Genomic DNA, 19,256 nt, shown 5'->3' with positions numbered 1-19,256 from the left:
CTGGCTTTGCTCCCACAGGCGCCACTCTCACAGGTTTTTACAGTTTTTCCAGGGCCAGGTTCAGCGCCACCACATTCACTACCGGTGGTCCCACCAAGGGTTGCTCGATGTTGTCGTCGAGCAATTGCTGCAAGGTCGAGGACGGCAGGTTGCGCGCGGCGGCGACACGCGCCAGTTGATAGGCAATCGCCGCTGGAGGCAAGTGCGGATCCAGCCCGCTGGCGGAGGTGGTCAGCAATGCCAGCGGCACCGGGCCCTGACCGGGCACCTGGAGTTTGCGGGCGTCATCGATCACCCGTGTGGCCAGGGCCGGATTGCTCGGGGAAAGATTGCTGGCGCCGCTGGCGACCGTGGCAAAGGCACCGGCCGATGGCCGTGGATGAAACCAGGCATCGCCGGTGAAATCCTGGGCGATCAGCGTCGAGCCACGAACCTTGCCGGCGGCATCGACGATCAGGCTGCCGTTGGCCTGGACGGGAAAAGCGACTTGCGCCACGCCGGTGACCACCAATGGATACGCGACACCGGTGATTAGGGTCATCAGCAATAGCAGGCTCAAGGCCGGGCGAATTAATGTGGACATCCAGAATTCCTCAGTTGAAAACACATCGGTGGCATTAACAGGCTCAAACCAAACCCAATGCCGTCAGCAACATATCGATCGCCTTGATCCCCACGAACGGCACCACGATCCCGCCCAGGCCATAGATCAACAGATTGCGCCGCAACAACGCCGCCGCGCTTGCCGCTTGCACTCGCACGCCGCGCAGGGCCAGGGGGATCAGCACGACGATGATTAAGGCATTGAAGACAATGGCCGACACGATCGCGCTCTGCGGGCTGCTCAGGTGCATCACGTTCAACACGCCGAGCTGTGGATAAATCGAGGCGAACAATGCCGGCAGGATCGCGAAGTACTTGGCGATGTCATTGGCGATGGAAAAGGTGGTCAACGCCCCACGAGTCACCAGCAACTCCTTGCCGATCTGCACCACATCCAGCAGTTTGGTCGGGTCGCTGTCGAGGTCGACCATGTTGGCCGCCTCTCGCGCCGCTTGCGTGCCGTCGTTCATCGCCATGCCAACGTCAGCCTGGGCCAGGGCCGGGGCATCGTTGGCACCGTCGCCGCACATGGCCACCAGTCGACCGTCATTTTGCTCATGACGGATGCGCGCCAGTTTTTTCTCCGGCGTGGCCTCTGCCAGTACGTCATCAACACCCGCCTCGGCGGCAATCGCAGCGGCGGTCAACGGGTTGTCACCGGTGACCATCACCGTGCGAATCCCCAACTTGCGCAGCTCGGCGAAACGCTCGCGGATGCCGGGCTTGACCACGTCCTTCAAATGAATGGCACCCAACAGCTTGCCATCGACACACACCAGCAATGGCGTGCCACCGCTCTGGGCAATCTTGTCGACTTCCCGGGCCAGCGCTGACGGCAACTCGGTTTTCGCCAGACCGATAAAGCTCAGCAGCGAATCCACGGCGCCCTTGCGATAAACGCGTCCTTGATAATCGACACCAGACAACCGGGTTTCCGCGCTGAACGGCACTGCGGTCAACACGTCGAGGCTTGGTTCGGGTTGCGCATGCAAGCCTCGCAGGTACTCGACGATAGACTTACCCTCGGCCGTGTCATCGGCCAACGAAGCGAACAGCGCGCCTTCGGCCAGCTCTTTGCTGCTCACCCCTGGAGCGGCGTAGACCGCCGTACAGCGACGGTTGCCAAAGGTGATGGTGCCGGTCTTGTCCAGCATCAGCACGTGCACGTCCCCCGCCGCTTCGACCGCTCGGCCGGATTTGGCGATTACGTTCAGGCGCACCAACCGGTCCATCCCGGCGATGCCGATGGCCGACAGCAGCCCGCCGATGGTAGTGGGAATCAAGGTAACCAGCAGCGCCACCAGAAACACCAGCGGCAGGCTGGCGTTGGCGAAATGGGCGAACGGTTGCAGCGTCACCACCACCAACAGGAAGATCAGTGTCAGGCCGATCAGCAGGATATCCAGCGCCACCTCGTTCGGGGTCTTCTGGCGCTTGGCGCCTTCGACCAAGGCGATCATGCGGTCCAGGGTGGACTCGCCGGGATTGCTGGTGATGCGCACCAGCAGCCAGTCGGAGACCAGCCGCGTATTGCCGGTGACGGCCGAGCGATCACCACCGGACTCGCGAATGACCGGCGCCGATTCGCCAGTGATCGCCGCCTCATTGACCGCGGCGATGCCTTCGATCACTTCACCGTCGCCGGGGATCATGTCGCCGGCCTCGACGCGCACCACATCGCCCTTGCGCAGACGGGTGGCGGGAATCATTTCAAACCCGTTGGCGGTCTGGCGACGAGCCTGGAGCCCTTCGCTGCCGGCCTTGAGGCTGTCGGCCCGGGCCTTGCCGCGACCTTCGGCCAACGCTTCGGCAAAGTTGGCGAACAGCACGGTGAACCACAGCCACAGGGCAATTTGCGCGGCCACGAACGTCGGCACGGCGCTGTCGGGGATCAAGCACAACACGGTGGTGAGGATCGCGGTCAGCTCCACCACCAACATCACCGGCGCGCGGTGCAACTGGCGTGGATCGAGCTTGACAAAGGCTTGCACCAACGCTGGCCGCCAGAGGGCCGACAGGTGGGTCTTCGGTTGTTCCGGTGCCTTGACGGCGACGGTTTTGCTCATCGGCATATTCATCATCAGGTCCTCAGAAGCCCATGCTCAGGTGTTCGGCAATCGGCCCCAGCGCCAGGGTCGGCAGGAAGGTCAAACCGCCCACCAGCAGAATGGTCACGGTCAACAGGGTCACGAACAGCGGGCCGTGGGTTGGAAAGCTGTTCTGGCCAATCGGCGCGGTCTTCTTCAAGGCCAGGCTACCGGCCAACGCCAGCACCGGCAGGATGTAGCCGAACCGGCCGATCAACATGCCCAGGCCCAGCATCAGGTTGTGGAACGGTGTGTTGGCGCCAAAACCACCGAATGCCGAACCGTTGTTCGCCCCCGCCGAGGTGTAGGCGTACAACAACTGGCTGAAACCGTGAGCACCCGGATTACTCACGGCAGCGGCAGGCCCGGGCAGGCTCGCGGCGACAGCCCCCAGCACCAGCACACTCACGGGCATCACCAGCAAGGTTGCCACCAACAGTTGCACTTCTCGTGCGCCGAGCTTCTTGCCCAGGTATTCCGGAGTACGTCCGATCATCAAGCCGGCCAGGAACACCGCAATCAGCACGTTCAACAGCATGCCGTAGAGCCCGGCGCCGACGCCGCCGAAGATCACCTCGCCGACCATCATGTTCACCAGCGACACCATGCCACTGAGCGGGTTGAGGCTGTCGTGCATGGCGTTGACCGAGCCATTGGATGCTGCCGTGGTGGTCACCGACCACAGGACCGTGGCGGTGGTGCCGAAGCGTGTTTCCTTGCCTTCCAGCGGTGCGGTTTGCTCGACGATCGGGTTATTCAGGGCTGGGTTGGGCTGATACTCGGCCCACAGCGATGTGGCGCCGCCGATCAAGAACAGCACGAGCATGCAAGCGATGATCGCCCGGCTCTGGCGCAGGTCCTTGACGTAATGGCCGAAGGTGAACACCAACGCGACGGGAATCAGGATGATCGAGGCGAGTTCAAACAGATTGCTCCAGGCCGTCGGGTTCTCGAACGGATGCGCCGAGTTGACGCCGAAGAAACCGCCACCGTTAGTGCCCAATTGCTTGATCGCGATCTGGCTGGCAGCCGGCCCCAGCGGGATGACCTGGTCAGCGCCCTGCATCGTGACCCCGTGCACATAGTGCGCGAAGGTTTGCGGCACGCCCTGCCACACCAGGAACAGCGCCAGCAGCAGGCACAGCGGCAACAACCCGTAGAGGGTGGCGCGGGTCATGTCGGCCCAGAAGTTACCCAGCGTCGCGGCGGACTTGCGCCCGATTCCGCGACAAAGCGCCACGAGCACCGCCAGGCCGGTGGCGGCGCTGACAAAATTCTGCACAGTCAGGCCGACCATCTGGCTCAGGTAGCTCAGGGAGGCTTCACCGCTGTAGGACTGCCAGTTGGTGTTGGTCATGAAACTCACGGCTGTGTTGAAGGCCTGGGTCCATTCCATGCCGGGCAGTTGCTCGGTATTGAGGGGCAGATATCCTTGCAACAGGAGAATCGCAAACAGCAATACAAAACCGGCCAGGTTGAACACGAGCAAGGCCAGGGTGTATTTCTGCCAACTCTGCTCAGCAGTGGGATCGACTCCCGCCAGGCGATAGCAACCGCGCTCCACCGGGCCGAGGATCGGTGAAAGCCAAGTGCGCTGGCCTTCCATCACCCGATAGTAAAAACGCCCCAGGAACGGTGCCGGAATCAGCACCAGGGCGAAAAAGGCGAGAATCAGCCCGAAGTCATAACCGTGCATAGCCGCTCCTAGTTCCGATCTGCGCGCAACAGCGCAACCAGCAGATAAATGAACAGCGCCACTGCCAGCAGCAGCGACACCCCGTCCAGAACATTCATGGGATTTCTCCGTGGTACGGCGTCGTGCCGTGTGTGGAGTGATTGTCGGCAGGGAGGCTGTAAAGGAACGAGATCGAGAGAGGGGGTGGGGGATAAAGAATCTGTAAAAAAAAGAACTTATGGCGTTGTTATGGCGGCGATCGGGAGGGCCTCTTCGCGAGCAAGCCCGCTCCCACACTGGACTTGCGGTGAGCAGTCGATTTCATGCACACCGCAAATCCAGTGTGGGAGCGGGCTTGCTCGCGAAGGCGGCATCATCAGCGCCAACGCCCTCAACTGGCGCACAATAGGGGCACATCAAGCAAGGAACATCCCCGATACGACAAGATTTCACCCATTACGACTGCTCTAGCCGCCCTGGCACGCCCACTGCACTGCCCTCCCCCAGCGCTTTTGCTATGGATCGAGGGGAGCCACCGATGAACACACAACTCAAACCCACCCTGGGCACCCTGCATTTATGGGGCATTGCCGTCGGCCTGGTGATTTCCGGCGAGTATTTCGGCTGGAGCTACGGCTGGGGCGTGGCCGGGACACTCGGGTTCCTGGTGACATCCTTCATGGTGGCGGCCATGTACACCTGCTTCATCTTCAGCTTCACCGAGCTGACCACCGCCATTCCCCATGCCGGCGGGCCGTTTGCCTATAGCCGAAGGGCCTTTGGTGAAAAAGGCGGGTTGATCGCCGGGCTGGCGACGCTGATCGAATTCGTCTTCGCGCCACCGGCCATCGCCCTGGCCATCGGCGCCTACCTGAACGTGCAGTTCCCAGCCCTGGACCCGAAACACGCGGCGGTCGGGGCCTATATCGTGTTCATGGTCCTGAACATCCTCGGGGTGAAACTGGCGGCTACCTTCGAACTGATCGTCTGCGTGCTCGCCGTCGCTGAATTGCTGGTGTTCATGGGCGTGGTCGCACCCGCGTTCAGTTTCAGCAACTTCGCCTTGAACGGCTGGGCCGGCTCCGATGCGTTCGGTGCTCCAGCGATCGCCGGGATGTTCGCCGCGATTCCCTTCGCCATCTGGTTCTTCCTGGCCATCGAAGGCGCGGCCATGGCCGCCGAAGAAGCCAAGGACCCGAAACGCACGATTCCCAAGGCCTACATCAGCGGCATCCTGACCCTGGTAGTCCTGGCCATGGGCGTGATGTTCTTCGCCGGCGGCGTCGGCGATTGGCGCACCCTGTCGAACATCAACGATCCGCTGCCCCAAGCCATGAAAACCGTGGTCGGCGAAAGCTCCGGCTGGTTGCACATGCTGGTGTGGATCGGCCTGTTCGGCCTGGTGGCGAGTTTCCACGGCATTATCCTTGGCTATTCGCGGCAATTCTTCGCCCTGGCCCGCGCCGGCTACCTGCCCGCCTCTCTCGCCAAACTGTCCCGTTTCCAGACCCCGCACCGGGCCATCATCGCCGGTGGGCTGATCGGCATCGCAGCGATCTACAGCGACGGCCTGATCAACCTCGGCGGCATGACCCTGACCGCGGCGATGATCACCATGGCCGTGTTCGGCGCCATCGTCATGTACATCATGAGCATGCTCAGCCTGTTCAAGCTGCGTAAAACCGAACCCAACCTGGAACGCACCTTCCGGGCGCCGGGTTATCCGCTTGTACCCGGCATCGCCCTGGTATTGGCCGTGATTTGCCTGGTGGCGATGGCTTGGTTCAACGCCTTGATCGGGCTGATTTTCCTCGGTTTCATGGCAGTGGGTTTCGTCTACTTCATCCTCACCGCGCAACTGCGTGCAGACGCTCCCGCCGATGCGATGCTGACCGGGCTTTGAGGTGAAGCCGACCGAACGGGCGTAGTATTGAACCACTGCGAACAACCTTCGCTCATAAGTGGTAGGTGCGATGGGGCGGCGAAATGCTCGCCCGCCCATCGCCCCTTCAAGGAGAGCCCTATGCCCTGGTATGCCTGGTTGATTCTGATTGTTGCAATCGGCTCGATCGTTGGTGGTCTGATGATGCTGCGCGACACGGCCAACAAGGTCGAACTGACGGACGAACAGCGCAAGCGTGTTGCCGAGCGCAATGCGGAAATGGATGCGAAGGAGGCCAAGGATCGTTGACTACCTGGCTTGCTCAGCACCTTTGTGGCGAGAGGATTTATCCCCGCAGGGGCGAGCAGCGCCCCCCCTTTTGGGGCTGCTGCGCAGCCCAGCGGGGATAAATCCCCTCGCCACAAAAAGCCAGCTTTGGCTACATCACTCTTCCCAGTCCGCCTTGGCAATGTGCAAGCCATGCAACCCCTTGTACGCCGCCCGCTCAGGCTGGCTCCAGCCCTGCAGCAATGAATCCTCCAACCGATAGATCTCCACACCCAACGGACGACAGACGCTGAGGGGATCCTGCGCATCCGGCCCCCACATCGCCAACGACAGATCACCACCCGGGCAGGTGGACAGGGCACACAACAGATCGATCTCGGCAAAAAACTCCAGGTGATCCCCCTTCTGCGCCGGACAGGCCTTCATGAAGTACATGTCGTCATGATTAAGCCCCGTGCACTGGAAAATATTCAGCACGTCGTGCACATCGAACTCAGTCAGGCCGTGGGGCAGCACCGCACGGGTCAGGTTCGAGTGGCAATGATGGTGGAAATCCTCACCAGTGAGCATCTTGTTCACATACGGATCGCAGCGCGTACCCAGCAGATCGTGCAGCCGACCACCATGTTCGTCGATGCCGTATCCGGCGAGGCTGTCATCGGTGATAGTCACCAATGGCCGCAGGAATGGCAGGTTCGACCACAACCGATCATGGGTACTGACGTGGGCGCCCTGAAGCTGACGCGTGCGCGCCGCCCACAGGCGTTCCCGCGGATCGTGGGCGTTCCAGACGTTAAAGTCCCCCACCTGCGGCCCCACGGGTGTGGTGACGCGGAACACATGACCGGCGGGTACGTGCCAAGCGCGGCCGGTGCGGATGGGGACCTCGAACTGTTCGATCAGCGTGCGCTTGTCCTGCTGGGTGCGAATGCGGTCGTAGAAGGGTTTGTCCACCTGCAGGGCTGAGCCTTTGCTGACCTGGTAGGCGGCTGGGTAGTCTTTGTACATGACGCGGATCCTTGATCAGTGGTGATGGGTGGAAGCCAGCAGCTGTAAAAGCAGTTGCTCGGCATCGTCGAGGTAAAGGCTCATGGCTTCATGAGCTGCAAGCTTGTCGCCCTCGGCCAGCGAATCATGGATGTTCCGGTCACGGGCCAGCCACGGTGCCTGGAAACGCGCCTCATCGGGCGCGGAACTAAATACCAGGCGCAGTTGGGCAACCACATTGATGAAAAACTCATCAAGTAACGGACTGCACATCAATCCAACGATGTGCTGATGGAAGGCCAGGCCATGGGTACCGACTGAACGCCAGTCCTCACGCTCGCGAGCCAAATCCGCAGCTTCGAGGGCTTCGAGCATCCGGTCGGATTGATACTCGCGCAATGGCTGGCTACCCAGGATGGCTTGCAGCTCCAGAGTGCGGCGGACCTTGAACAGATCTCGCACGTCATCGACACCTAACCTGCGCACCATCACTCCTTTGTTGCGCACGTAACGGGTCAACCCTTCCTGGCCCAAGCGGTGTAACGCTTCGCGAATGGTGTTGCGGGAGGCGTTGTAGGCCGAAACCAGGTTGTTCTCTACCAGCGCCATGCCTGGCAGCAGGCGGCCGCCGATGATATCGGCACGTAACTCAAGGGTGATCTGGTCGGCGAGACCAAGGCCATCGTTCATACTCGATACCCCGAATTGTTCAACAATCGATGGCTATCGAATAATCACTTTTCATGCCAGGTTCAATCACGCCTGCGTTTCGCAGAGCTTGCTCACGTTCACCCTGCCGAAGTCAAACCGGCTGGAAAGCGCGGACCGGTCATTGCGACCGGTCTCTTTTCCCACCAACGGCCTCCGGGCGACCGTAATCAAGGCCAGTATCATTCAGAGCTTGCCGAAATTGACACAGCAATAACCTTTGTCATCTTTTTCCTGCACTTCCCTGAATGGATACGGTACCCATTCGCATCGGGTGATCAGCCCCGGACTGTTCAGTCCTTTTAGAAACGGCAACAACTTGCCATTACTCAAGTCGCCGCCATAACCAATTTCAGACACATAGAGCACGTGGATCGGTTGCTTATCGCGCAGATAGGCAAAGTATGTCATGTGATCAACGACAACATTCTCTGCTGACTGCGTAGGAATATTGCATGACGCCCCCAATTTTGTAATTGAATCCAAATGAGGTTGTACACCAAGTACCGAAATCGACAGTGGTTGCCCAGGCAAGCTTGCCTGGGTAAAGGCTGCATTACCAACGATGCCTGGCGTAACGAGTGCCGATAATGTCACCAGCGACGCCATCGCCAGGATCAATAGAAGTGAATAAGCAGCTACTACAAATGCATTGTTCAGCTTCGCTGCGCGCCGGGTATGCATCAATAGCGCCGCGATGATGATGGAAATAGGCACGAATTGAATGCCTGCGTAGAAATTCTGGATATTGTAAAAGAATGCGTTGACCCCATTTGCCGCAGCCAACAACAGCGCCAACACCACCGGGGCAGTGATTCGTCGGCGAAGCACTTGCAAGAAAAACACCACAATACTTAGAACGTGAGTCGCAATGATAAATGCGTACAGGACGTACTTAATGACCAAGTTAAGAAATGGCAACGCTGCAAAGCTATCCGTCATCGGTGGCAGCCAACCGGACTGGTAAGTGTCATTAAAGGTCAGGTGCAGCAACATCCGTTCAGGAAAGCTTATTAAATTGTTATACGCAGCACTGATGAACTCATAGGGTGCACTGAACAGCATGCCCGGCAATAGGGTGTTGGCCGCTAGCAACTGTTGTATATGGGGAGCGTCCTGGCACCTTCCCAGTGCGCTGAAATACAGGAAGACTTGAACGCACAGGGCAAGGACGAATAGCAGCAGGCCATAGCGAACCACTTTATGATAGGTAGCCGTCGCCGACCAGACGGCCGCCAGCGCGAACGGCATGTAAAACAGGCTTTTGGGGTGAGCATAGAAAAAGAAAGACAGCAGGAAGGCCAGCCCTATAGCCATTGCTGCTTGGGCACGTGGAGACGTTCGTTTCTCCAAGAACAGCGCAGACAAGCAAAGCACCAGAATCGCCAGCACCAAAAGATGCTCAGGACGCGACATAACCCACAAAAAAGGCAGGGCACCCAGCGACGCGACTGCGGCTAATCCAGTAAAACGCTGGAGCCCTGATCCTGAGTCGGGTGTTTGTCGCAAGCACCAATAAGCCAGCAAACCGAACCAGATCAGTGCTAAAACAATACCGCTTACCCTCAGGCCAAGCGGTCCCAGTTGGCCGTACACAGCCGACAGCAACATCGCAGCCGGGTAAAATATCCAAGCGACCGCTCGCCCGACGGTGGCGGTGCATTGTGGATACAGGGTAACGGCGTTGCCTTCCTCAAGAAAAAGCCGCGCAATTCTGAACTTTGTTACCACCTCATCGGAATAGATCGGGAGAAATATCCCACTCAGTAATACTGCAAAAAATATTATCAGGTGAAGGATCTGGATTTTTCTTATTACCACTTCTCTCATTAATCAACATCCGGTCGAATCAAGATGGACTGTCCATCTTCGTCAATAGAGGCTTACTCGTCGGCGCCGATGATAGCCGAATCCCGACACCGAACCTATCATGTGCCCGTCGAGGCCCTACTGTTCGGCGTGATATCCATTCGAGGTAACGCATCGAACATCAACCTGGCCCGTCTCCAATTGAAGAAACATCAGGCTCCCCGTGCCGTGACACCTCCTCCTCCATGGCTTAAAATCCTCCCCTTTTTCCAAGGATCCACTGAGGCTCCATCAATGCCTGCTTGAAGTCGAGCAACGCCGGTGACAGGTCAAGCCTGACGCCCCGCCCAATCGGTTGCAACCTGGCGTGCACGGCCAAGCGGAAAGCAACGAATCTACACGCCCGTAACATCCATGCAGGACGCATCGGCAGCCTGTGTCATCGTTCAATCCAATGGTCAGGATGAAGCTCAAGGTGATCGATAAAACCGTTTCAGTTAGCTTGGTGGTACCCGTTTATAAGAGCATGAGTACGCTCCCAGAGTTTTACGCACGCGCACAAGCAGCCCTTGGGCAGATTTGCGACGACTGGGAGATCATTCTGGTGGACGATGCGAGCCCGGATCAGACGTGGTTTGCCGCCCTCGCGCTCCACGAACAGGATCCACGGGTCAAAGTCATTCGCTTCGCAAAGAACAAAGGACAACAACACGCCACCCTGTGTGGTATCAGCTACGCACGCAAACGCTATGTCGTAACGATTGACGATGACCTGCAGTGTTTTCCTGAGGACCTGTCACTCTTCATCGACCAGCTTCAGGCTGGCAAGCACGTCGTAATTGGCAAGATACCGATGGCCGAAAAACAGCACAGTGCCTGGCGTAACCTGGCCTCCTGGCTTAACCAGAAACTGGTTAGCAAGGTGTTGGGCAAACCAACCGATTTCGGCCTTTCGAGCTACAGGGCGATGAGCCAGCAAGTGGCGAAACAGCTGGCCAGGTATCAAGGGTCACATCCCCATATCGCCGCGATGTTGTTCAACTCGGTGCCCATCAGCATGATGGCGAATGTAACCATCCGTCACGCACCACGCGCCGACGGCGGTCCGAGCACCTACACCTTGGGCAAGATGTTCAAAACGCTGTCGTTCCTTATTATCAATTATTCACTTCTGCCATTGCGCTATGTGGTGATCTGGGGCTTCATGGTCAGCGCGTCGAGCATTCTCTTCGCCGGATTCGTGCTGCTACGCACCCTCCTGACTGATCATATCGTACCCGGCTGGGCGTCACTGGCTATCCTCGTGTCCTTTCTCGCCGGTAACATACTCCTGGCTTTGGGCGTGCAGGGTGAATACCTCGGCAGGTTGGTAGAAAACGCAACTCATCTTAGCCAGTTTCCAATTATCGAAGAGCACGTGGATTAATAATGGCCTCCACCTACCAAGTCACGGATTATTTTCCAGCTCAAGATATTTTGAATAGTGCTTTGTTTACGCACCTCGACGAAATTGAAGCACAGGCTCCGGGCGCGTTGGTGTATTGTCAGAACATTCATTACCTGCATAAAGCACTGGCCGCCGTCAACGTGGCCTGTATCCTTTGCCCCGACAATCTGAGAGATGAAGTACTGGACACAGAAAAGACAATTGTATTCTGTGTCGACCCCCGCACCTCTTTTTTCCGTCTCTACAATCGTTTCAACCAGGATGCGGGATGCGCAATCTTGCCTCCCCCCATCATCGGAGACAATTGCAGACTACATCCCAGCGCCGTTATCTCGCCATTGGCCAGACTGGGCAACAACGTCGAAGTTTCAGCGAATGTTGTCATTGAAGGCCCTGTCGAGATCGGAGACAACGTTTTCATCGGTTCGAATGCCGTAGTGGGCGCTGAGGGTCTCATCACCCTGCGCAACGACGACGGCACGCTGATGATGGTCAAGCATCAAGGTGGAGTACGCATCGGATCGGGCTGCCAAATACTCGCTGGCGCGGTGATCGCGCGTTCATTGTTCCAGCGCCCCACCACCATCCACGATAACTGCCAGATTGGCATCATGAGCAATATTGGTCACGGCGCGGTGATTGGCGAAAATTGCGTGGTTTCCGGTAACACCGTGATCGCCGGGCGCTCTCGTTTGGGGGCAGGCGTATGGGTCGGCGCCTCCTGCTCCATCGCCCAGGGTCTTGTGATCGGGGACGCGGTACAAATAAAAATGGGCTCGGTGGTCATCAGCGACGTCGCCCCCGGTAGCGTTGTGTCCGGAAACTTCGCGATCAATCATAGGGCTAACATGACGGCCCATCTGAGGAAACTGAAATGATGCACTCCTCCAAGCTTTCATTGGGCTTCAAGGGCGAACGGACTTACATACAGGGAGCCGACATGCTCTGTGCCACGATGCAATCCATTAGGGATCATGCGCCGGACGCACGAATTGAAAAGCTCGACTTCAAAATAGGCACAATGACCAGCCATTTGCTTAGCTGCCACTGGTGGCCAAAATCCACCCCCCAGGCTCCGATGGGCAAGGATATCGCCAGCTTCACTTTTCACCTTGATGGCGTTGAACATGAAGGCAAATTGATTCAAGCCGAAGGGCACGCCGAGTCTCGACGCGCTTATGATGAGTCGCTGATCGAAAACAACAGCCATTATTCCTCCACCAGGCGTTCGATCAGCCTGACGAACATGCCAGAAGACTTCTCCTCGATAGAAGTGCTGATATCGCTGAACAAGGCGTTGCATCTCAAAGAGCTGTGCCTGCCCAGTGGCAGCCAGTGGGTTTTCTGTCGCTGGGAAAGCCCCGAGTGGCCGCTGAGCCAGAACCTGGACGGGGTAGAGCTGACGATAGAACAAACCCTGGGCACTCGATTGAGCCGCACTCGGGTCGAACTCGGCGGTGAACGGATCAGCACTCTCTATTTCAGTGCCCTCAACGTTGATTGACTGCTGCCGCGAGCTGCACGCAGGACAGCCCCGCTACTGCCCGGATTGTGGCAAAATCCTCGATTCCGAGCTTCGTGCCCGCGACGAACTCGCTTGTCACGAATTGCGCCATTCAATCCACGTAGCTTAAGCCCTGACCGGGATAATTCCAAAAACCAGCACAAGGAAACACCAGACGTGCCAACTACAAGAGAAACAATCATCGAACTCATCAGCAATGCAAAGGTTGTAGCTGATGCTTCGTCATTGCGGGACAACATGAAGTTGATCGACCAGGGAATTGACTCCATGGATATTTTTGCCATCATGCTTGCAATTCAAGATCATTACCAGATCCAGATACCTGACAACGACATTGAAAAACTTCAGACAGTAAATGATTTGGTCAACTATATAGACGCCAAACAATAGCAAGCAATAACTGCATCACCCAAGGTGAGAGATCGTGCAATCATCCATCCCGCACCATCGCTGATTGCACGGAAAACTTCACCTATTCTTTCAAATACTGAGCAGCCTGTATGCCTGCAACTCTTTTAAAGTTTTTTTTTGCCATCTTGATTTGCGCTTTCCTGGCAAACACATTTGACATCCAGCTAATATCATTAGTCGATGACATTAAAGCATGGCATTACCTTGCGTTGGCTGCGGGCATCCCCCTGACTCTAAGCTCATTTTTTTCCATCAGTCGCTGGCAAGTATTCTTGCGAATCAACTCGATCGAGGAAACATTACCAAAGCTATGGAAGATAAGCTTGGTTTCTCAGTTTCAAGGCTTGATCTTTCCATCGTCGCAAGGAGGAGACGCTTTTCGTATGTTTCACATTGAACAGCGTCATCCAGATAAGCGGGGGATCGCAGGCAGTACCGTCATCATTGAAAGAATGATCGGCCTTTTGGTGCTATGCACGTTTACGCTTTGCGCTCTGCCTTTCCTACCTCGCTCGGACGACAATACTTCTCTCATCATTACCGTCCTCGTTATCAGCTGCCTAGCTACAGGCGCTCAACTTCTACTCAGCAGTAGAAAAATCCATGCGCTCTATAGCCATCTCACCTTCCAGAATTTTCTGCTGTCTCGCCTATTAGGGTACATAGAAAAACTTCATGCCAGCACGGTTAGTTTTCCCTATCGCCGGGCACTTAAAAGCTCTTTGCCTTATATTTTCTGCTACCAGATATCTCTGATATCGGTGGTCTATCTGGTATTTCGAGCGTATGGATACGACATCCCCTTCATCCAGCACTTCGCGTTATATCCTGTCATCGCTATCCTGACCATGGTTCCGTTAACCATTGGTGGACTCGGCGTGCGCGAAGGTTTTTTTGTATATTTTTATGGCTTGCTGGACGTACCGGCCAACATTGCCGTAGGCGCCTCCCTTGCAAATTACACGCTGATGGCTCTGGTCCCCGCCGCTTGCGGCGGGATTATTTATTTGTGGGATACCATTCGGGACAATCGCCTGAAACGTACCAGTTAAACAGAGAGCCCGGTCAATGAACCCAGATCGCACCCCGTTTCCCAAGTCCGCCTTCGAGACCCTTGCGCTGGCTGAGGCGCGCCATTGGTGGTTCCGGGCCCGTAACCGAGTAATTTTGTGGGTACTGAAATCTCGCATCGGCGACATCCGCAATTTTCTGGAAATTGGTTGCGGTACTGGCTTTGTGCTGGAAGGCATCCACCAGGAGTACCCCGAGGCAGCCCTTCATGGAACTGAGTTTTACGAAGAAGGCCTGGCGCATGCACGTCGACGGTTACCCGGGGCAAACTTTGAAAGGCTGGACGCGCGCACCATGGCCGATGTAGGACGATTCGACGTGATTGGCGCTTTTGATGTCATCGAGCATATAGAGGAAGACGAGCAGGTCCTGACGAATCTTTCACGCGCGCTGCATGAAAATGGTCATTTATTGCTGACTGTTCCCCAACACAAATGGCTTTGGTCTGCCGCCGATGAACGCGCCTGTCATGTACGCCGCTATACTCGCAGCGACCTGGTCGCCAAGGTGAAAGACGCGGGTTTTGAAATTCGATACGTGACATCTTTTGTCAGTTTTCTTGTTCCCCTGATGTGGCTGGCCAGGCAACGTCCTGGACAAAAGGATGCAGAAGTAAATAGCGAGTTCAACGTTTCTGAGCGAACCAATCGGATCCTGGAATTCGTCATGAAGATAGAGCTTGGTTTTTTGAAGGCAGGTATCACGCTCCCCTTCGGGGGCTCGCTCCTGTTATTAGCTAGAAAACAATAATCCGGAGACATGCAGTGAGCGACTTTAAAATCCCCTTTAATCGCCCTTACATGACGGGTAAAGAGCTTTACTATATCGCCGAAGCAAAATTCCTCAATAAACTCTCTGGTGACGGCCCCTTCACCCGGCGTTGCCATCAGTGGCTGGAACAGTATAGCCACAGTGAAAAAGTATTATTGACACACTCATGCACTGCGGCCTTGGAAATGTCAGCTCTACTGCTGGATATTAAACCTGGGGACGAAGTCATCATGCCGTCTTACACATTCGTCTCCACCGCTAATGCATTTGTGCTGCGCGGCGGGATACCCGTATTTGTGGATATCAGAGAAGACACCCTGAATTTGGACGAAAGGTTAATTGAAGCCGCTATTACACCTCGCACCAAGGCAATCGTTCCGGTTCACTATGCTGGCGTTGCGTGCGAAATGGACACCATAATGGAGATCGCCCGCCGGCACGGCCTCTACGTGGTCGAGGATGCTGCTCAAGGGGTCATGGCCTCTTATAAAGGAAGAGCTTTAGGCAGTATTGGGGATTTAGGTGCGTATAGCTTCCATGAAACCAAGAACGTAATCTCCGGCGAAGGCGGCGCGCTATTGGTTAACGACCCGGCAATGTCATTGCGCGCTGAAATCATTCGTGAAAAAGGCACGGACCGAAGCCGCTTCTTCAGGGGGGAAGTCGACAAATATACTTGGCAGGAAGTCGGATCTTCTTATCTGCCAGGGGAGTTGACTGCCGCGTTTCTTTGGGCGCAGCTGGAGGAAGCACAATCGATTACACAGAATCGCCTGAACAGCTGGAACCGCTATCACCAGGCGCTTGAGGGGCTGGAGTCGACAGGCGCCGTACGCCGTCCAATCGTCCCGGCAAACTGCACACATAATGCCCATATGTACTATATCTTGCTTGCTCCCGGCATCGACCGCCAACGCACGCTAGATAAACTCAAGCTCGACAATGTCTACTCGGTGTTCCACTACGTGCCGCTGCATTCTTCACCAGCGGGGCTGCGTTACGGCCATACCCATGGCGCGATGACAAATACAGATATCTTGTCGGAACGGTTGATCCGCCTGCCACTTTGGATGGGGCTGAGTGAAGACCAACTCACCCATATCGTCGACTCGCTACATCGTGCCCTTTCCTGAAAAGAAGCACGTGCGTGAGTCCGAGTGTTTCTGTGTAACACTAAAGCTATCGTGCGGAATGCAAAAGGCCGATCATCAAGACCGGCCTCTTTCGCTTATAACTTTAACCCTTATCTGACTTCCAGCTTGTCACGATTCCTATCCACGATAGCCTTGCCAATTCCCTTGACCTCCAACAACTCCTCAACCGAAGCAAACGGCCCATTACTTTCACGATAAGCGACAATCGCCTTGGCCTTGGCCTCGCCAACTCCTGACAGCTCCCGCTGCAAGGTCGCGGCATCAGCCCCATTAAGATCGACTTTTACGCTTTGCGATGCCCCCACCTCTATGGCTTGCTGCGAACCCAAGGCTTCCAATTTGGCCGCAGGTGCAGCGACAGCAGCAATTGAGGCACCGGTCAGAAGGGCAAAAACCAAGGAGTAAAAATAGCGTGTACGCATCAGTGACGCTCCATGACATCGTTAAGAAAGAAGCAGCTTTTCCGAAGCTGCCTTTCAAACTTAGGCGATGATGCATCGCTGTCAAAAATGTGTGCGTTACTGGTTGTGTAACAATCAGGGCTCAAGCCGCCGCTGCTGATAGATCCAGTCGACAATCTCTCCATCCGGGGCATAACCACTGACAGTGTCCCGAAGCAGTTGGCGGACCCTGGTATAGTCATCGCGCTCAATCGCGGCCAGCAACTCAGTAAGCTTGGTCTTGAGGATGTCCCATGGCAGGTAGTCCTCGTTGGCACTCATGATCATCGGGTGCTGGGTCGCGACGACGTTGTCACCGATCAGCAACTCTTCGTAAAGCTTCTCGCCCGGGCGCAGGCCTGTGAACTGGATTGCAATATCGCCGTGGGGATTCTTTTCCGATCGGACACTCAGGCCGGACAGATGAATCATTTTCTCTGCCAGCTCGACAATTCTCACTGGATCCCCCATGTCCAGCACAAACACATCTCCTCCCAACCCCATGGAACCCGCCTGGATCACCAACTGTGCGGCCTCGGGAATGGTCATGAAATAACGGGTAATCTTGGGATGGGTTACCGTCAACGGTCCGCCGGATTTGATCTGTTTATGGAACAAGGGAATAACCGAGCCAGACGAACCCAATACATTACCGAAACGGACCATGGTGAAACGCGTCTTGTTGACCCGCGAGACGTTGCCCTTGTCTCCGAACAACACTGGGGCCAGCTCACGACTGAGGGCTTGCAATGTCAGCTCCGCGAGCCGCTTGGTGCTGCCCATTACGTTGGTCGGGCGCACCGCTTTATCAGTGGAAATCAGGACGAAGTTCGATACCCCCGCCTGCAACGCAGCCTGTGCTGTATTCAATGTACCGATTACGTTGTTCAGGATACCTTCGGCGATGTTGTGCTCGACCATCGGGACGTGTTTATAAGCGGCGGCGTGATAGACCGTATCGACATTCCAAGTCTTCATCACGTCCAGTAATTTGTCCGGGTCTCGTACCGATCCCAGAATAGGTAATAGCCGAACCGACAACGATTCCCGGATGACTCGAGGTTCCAGTTCGGACAGAATGTTATAGAGATTGAATTCGCTATGCTCATACAGCAGCAACGTAGTCGGCTTCAATACCAGGATTTGCCGACAGAGCTCGGAACCAATCGAACCACCGGCCCCGGTGACCAGGACCGATTGCCCAGCGATGCAATGCTCAAGCAGATCAGCTTGTGCAGGTACTGAATCGCGCCCGAGAAGGTCCGCGATGTCCACCTCCTGGATGTCATCGACCTTGACCCGACCGCTGGCCAGGTCCATGAAGCCCGGGATGCTTCGCACATGCAGCGGAAAACCTTCAAGCAGCGCCAATATCTCCCGACGACGCCCACGTGATGAGGACGGCACCGCCAGCAGAACTTCTTCCGCGCCGGTGGTATCGATCATCTTTTGAATATTTCTGGGCTCGTAGACCTGCAACCCGGCGATCACGCGGTCTGCAATATTGATGTCATCATCGATAAATGCGACCGGTCGCATCACCCGCCCCATGCGTAGCGCCGCCACTAATTGATTACCAGCGGCCCCGGCCCCATAGATAGCAACCTTGGGCAGGCCATCGTCACGATTGGTGAATGGAACATGTTGAGCTGCGGCGAACCAGTCGCCCAGAAAATACTGCCGCATCACCAGGCGTAAACCGCCGATCATGATCAGGCTCAACCACCAATAATTGAAAATAATGGAGCGTGGCACCACGGTTTTATGATTGCTGTACCAATACACCACAAGGGCCAGCAACAAGGCCGAAAGGCTGACCGCCTTGCAAATCGTGATCAGCGCATCATTACCAAAATAACGCATCACAGCGCGATACATGCCAAAGCGGATGAAGATCGGGATGGCAACCAACGGGGCGGAGCCGAAAAGCCATAAATGCGTTGCAATCGGGCTGGCCAATGCTTCGACGCCCAGACGAACGACGAATGCCAGCCAGAGGGCAATCCAGACAAGGATAATGTCTGTTACCACTTGTATCGCCCGCTTGTGGCGTCGTGGTAATCCCAGCAGGGTTACTCGTAACTTATCCATAAATCCTTTATGCATCTTGATCTGCCTCTGGCGCAACTCCATTTTTACTGGACCTGTGAACGTCACGCATCACTGATAAAACAATCATCAAAAAAGATATCTGCACCAGCTTCCAAGGCCTTCTCGGCCATCCCAGCGTGAGCTGAAGCGCATGGCACCGACGGCACAAGTTAATGCCTGACTCACCGCACCGGGCTCCAGAGCACGGACCCGCCGACAGGTACAATGGGATCGAGCAGATGGCGCCCGTATGTTAATGGCTGAGGCGGGCAACCTACCATAGTCACGGTTCGTCAAGAAATTTTCA

General features: G+C 56.2%; 18 protein-coding genes. 9 read left to right on the top strand and 9 right to left on the bottom strand.

The annotated features are described in order from the left end of the window. Nucleotides 1–37 precede the first annotated feature (37 nt). Genes kdpC through kdpF form a run of 4 tightly spaced genes read right to left on the bottom strand, consistent with a single transcriptional unit; the run spans nt 38 to nt 4,484 of the window. Nucleotides 38–583: a potassium-transporting ATPase subunit KdpC gene (gene kdpC, locus AC30D9_RS16830; protein ID WP_134923362.1), complete on the bottom strand. Its 546-nt coding sequence runs from the start codon at nt 581–583 to the stop codon at nt 38–40. Nucleotides 584–626: 43 nt separating this feature from the next. Then, complete coding sequence (gene kdpB / locus AC30D9_RS16825; RefSeq protein ID WP_134923361.1) at nt 627–2,681, bottom strand: potassium-transporting ATPase subunit KdpB; 2,055 nt, start codon at nt 2,679–2,681, stop codon at nt 627–629. Nucleotides 2,682–2,691: 10 nt separating this feature from the next. Next, nucleotides 2,692–4,386, bottom strand: a complete 1,695-nt coding sequence (gene kdpA / locus AC30D9_RS16820; RefSeq protein WP_307571472.1) for a potassium-transporting ATPase subunit KdpA — start codon at nt 4,384–4,386, stop codon at nt 2,692–2,694. Nucleotides 4,387–4,394: 8 nt separating this feature from the next. Beyond that, nucleotides 4,395–4,484, bottom strand: coding sequence for a K(+)-transporting ATPase subunit F (gene kdpF / locus AC30D9_RS16815; RefSeq protein WP_033033323.1), 90 nt, complete (start codon nt 4,482–4,484; stop codon nt 4,395–4,397). A 419-nt stretch (nt 4,485–4,903) separates the two neighbouring features. Between kdpF and eat the strand changes: the two genes are divergently transcribed. Both eat and AC30D9_RS16805 read left to right on the top strand, forming a co-directional pair. Continuing rightward, nucleotides 4,904–6,268: an ethanolamine permease gene (eat, locus tag AC30D9_RS16810; RefSeq protein WP_134923360.1), complete on the top strand. Its 1,365-nt coding sequence runs from the start codon at nt 4,904–4,906 to the stop codon at nt 6,266–6,268. Between the two features lie 120 nt (nt 6,269–6,388). Further along, on the top strand, nt 6,389–6,556 hold the full coding sequence (locus AC30D9_RS16805; RefSeq protein ID WP_003183831.1) for a DUF2897 family protein: 168 nt from the start codon (nt 6,389–6,391) through the stop codon (nt 6,554–6,556). 135 nt (nt 6,557–6,691) lie between these two features. On the opposite strand, the gene AC30D9_RS16800 is transcribed toward AC30D9_RS16805, so the two are convergent. The 3 genes from AC30D9_RS16800 to AC30D9_RS16790 all read right to left on the bottom strand — a co-directional run bounded on the left by AC30D9_RS16800 (nt 6,692) and on the right by AC30D9_RS16790 (nt 10,060). Beyond that, nucleotides 6,692–7,543 carry an urea carboxylase-associated family protein gene (locus AC30D9_RS16800; RefSeq protein WP_307571473.1) on the bottom strand — a complete coding sequence of 284 codons (852 nt, stop codon included), beginning with the start codon at nt 7,541–7,543 and terminating at the stop codon, nt 6,692–6,694. A 15-nt stretch (nt 7,544–7,558) separates the two neighbouring features. Further along, entirely contained in the window at nt 7,559–8,212 is a 654-nt protein-coding gene (locus AC30D9_RS16795) for a GntR family transcriptional regulator (protein WP_490144425.1), read from the bottom strand. Between the two features lie 204 nt (nt 8,213–8,416). After that, nucleotides 8,417–10,060 (bottom strand): hypothetical protein, encoded by a 1,644-nt coding sequence (locus tag AC30D9_RS16790; protein ID WP_490144424.1) that lies wholly within the window; start codon nt 10,058–10,060, stop codon nt 8,417–8,419. Nucleotides 10,061–10,514: 454 nt separating this feature from the next. Here AC30D9_RS16790 and AC30D9_RS16785 point away from each other — a divergent pair, with 454 nt between their 5' ends. The 7 genes from AC30D9_RS16785 to rffA all read left to right on the top strand — a co-directional run bounded on the left by AC30D9_RS16785 (nt 10,515) and on the right by rffA (nt 16,397). Further along, nucleotides 10,515–11,465 carry a glycosyltransferase family 2 protein gene (locus AC30D9_RS16785; protein WP_490144423.1) on the top strand — a complete coding sequence of 317 codons (951 nt, stop codon included), beginning with the start codon at nt 10,515–10,517 and terminating at the stop codon, nt 11,463–11,465. Between the two features lie 2 nt (nt 11,466–11,467). After that, nucleotides 11,468–12,364, top strand: a complete 897-nt coding sequence (locus AC30D9_RS16780) for a DapH/DapD/GlmU-related protein (RefSeq protein ID WP_307571477.1) — start codon at nt 11,468–11,470, stop codon at nt 12,362–12,364. Next, entirely contained in the window at nt 12,361–12,990 is a 630-nt protein-coding gene (locus AC30D9_RS16775) for a hypothetical protein (RefSeq protein WP_307571478.1), read from the top strand. Before AC30D9_RS16780 ends, AC30D9_RS16775 begins: the two co-directional genes overlap by 4 nt. Before the next feature lie 177 nt (nt 12,991–13,167). Further along, complete coding sequence (locus AC30D9_RS16770; RefSeq protein ID WP_490144422.1) at nt 13,168–13,401, top strand: acyl carrier protein; 234 nt, start codon at nt 13,168–13,170, stop codon at nt 13,399–13,401. A gap of 110 nt (nt 13,402–13,511) precedes the next feature. Next, nucleotides 13,512–14,474 carry a lysylphosphatidylglycerol synthase transmembrane domain-containing protein gene (locus AC30D9_RS16765; RefSeq protein WP_307571480.1) on the top strand — a complete coding sequence of 321 codons (963 nt, stop codon included), beginning with the start codon at nt 13,512–13,514 and terminating at the stop codon, nt 14,472–14,474. Between the two features lie 16 nt (nt 14,475–14,490). Then, on the top strand, nt 14,491–15,243 hold the full coding sequence (locus AC30D9_RS16760; RefSeq protein WP_307571481.1) for a class I SAM-dependent methyltransferase: 753 nt from the start codon (nt 14,491–14,493) through the stop codon (nt 15,241–15,243). A 14-nt stretch (nt 15,244–15,257) separates the two neighbouring features. Then, a complete protein-coding gene (gene rffA, locus AC30D9_RS16755) occupies nt 15,258–16,397 on the top strand; it encodes a dTDP-4-amino-4,6-dideoxygalactose transaminase (RefSeq protein WP_307571482.1) in 1,140 nt (379 codons plus the stop codon). 110 nt (nt 16,398–16,507) lie between these two features. Here rffA and AC30D9_RS16750 read toward each other — a convergent pair whose 3' ends face one another. Continuing rightward, nucleotides 16,508–16,840 carry a ComEA family DNA-binding protein gene (locus AC30D9_RS16750; protein ID WP_490144421.1) on the bottom strand — a complete coding sequence of 111 codons (333 nt, stop codon included), beginning with the start codon at nt 16,838–16,840 and terminating at the stop codon, nt 16,508–16,510. 114 nt (nt 16,841–16,954) lie between these two features. Continuing rightward, nucleotides 16,955–18,949 carry a polysaccharide biosynthesis protein gene (locus AC30D9_RS16745; RefSeq protein ID WP_307571633.1) on the bottom strand — a complete coding sequence of 665 codons (1,995 nt, stop codon included), beginning with the start codon at nt 18,947–18,949 and terminating at the stop codon, nt 16,955–16,957. Nucleotides 18,950–19,256 lie beyond the last annotated feature (307 nt).

It is taken from the genome of Pseudomonas sp. DF11, from assembly GCF_058148565.1.
The sequence above is the reverse complement of the archived record's forward strand: the minus strand, read 5'-3'. Positions and strand labels throughout refer to the sequence as shown.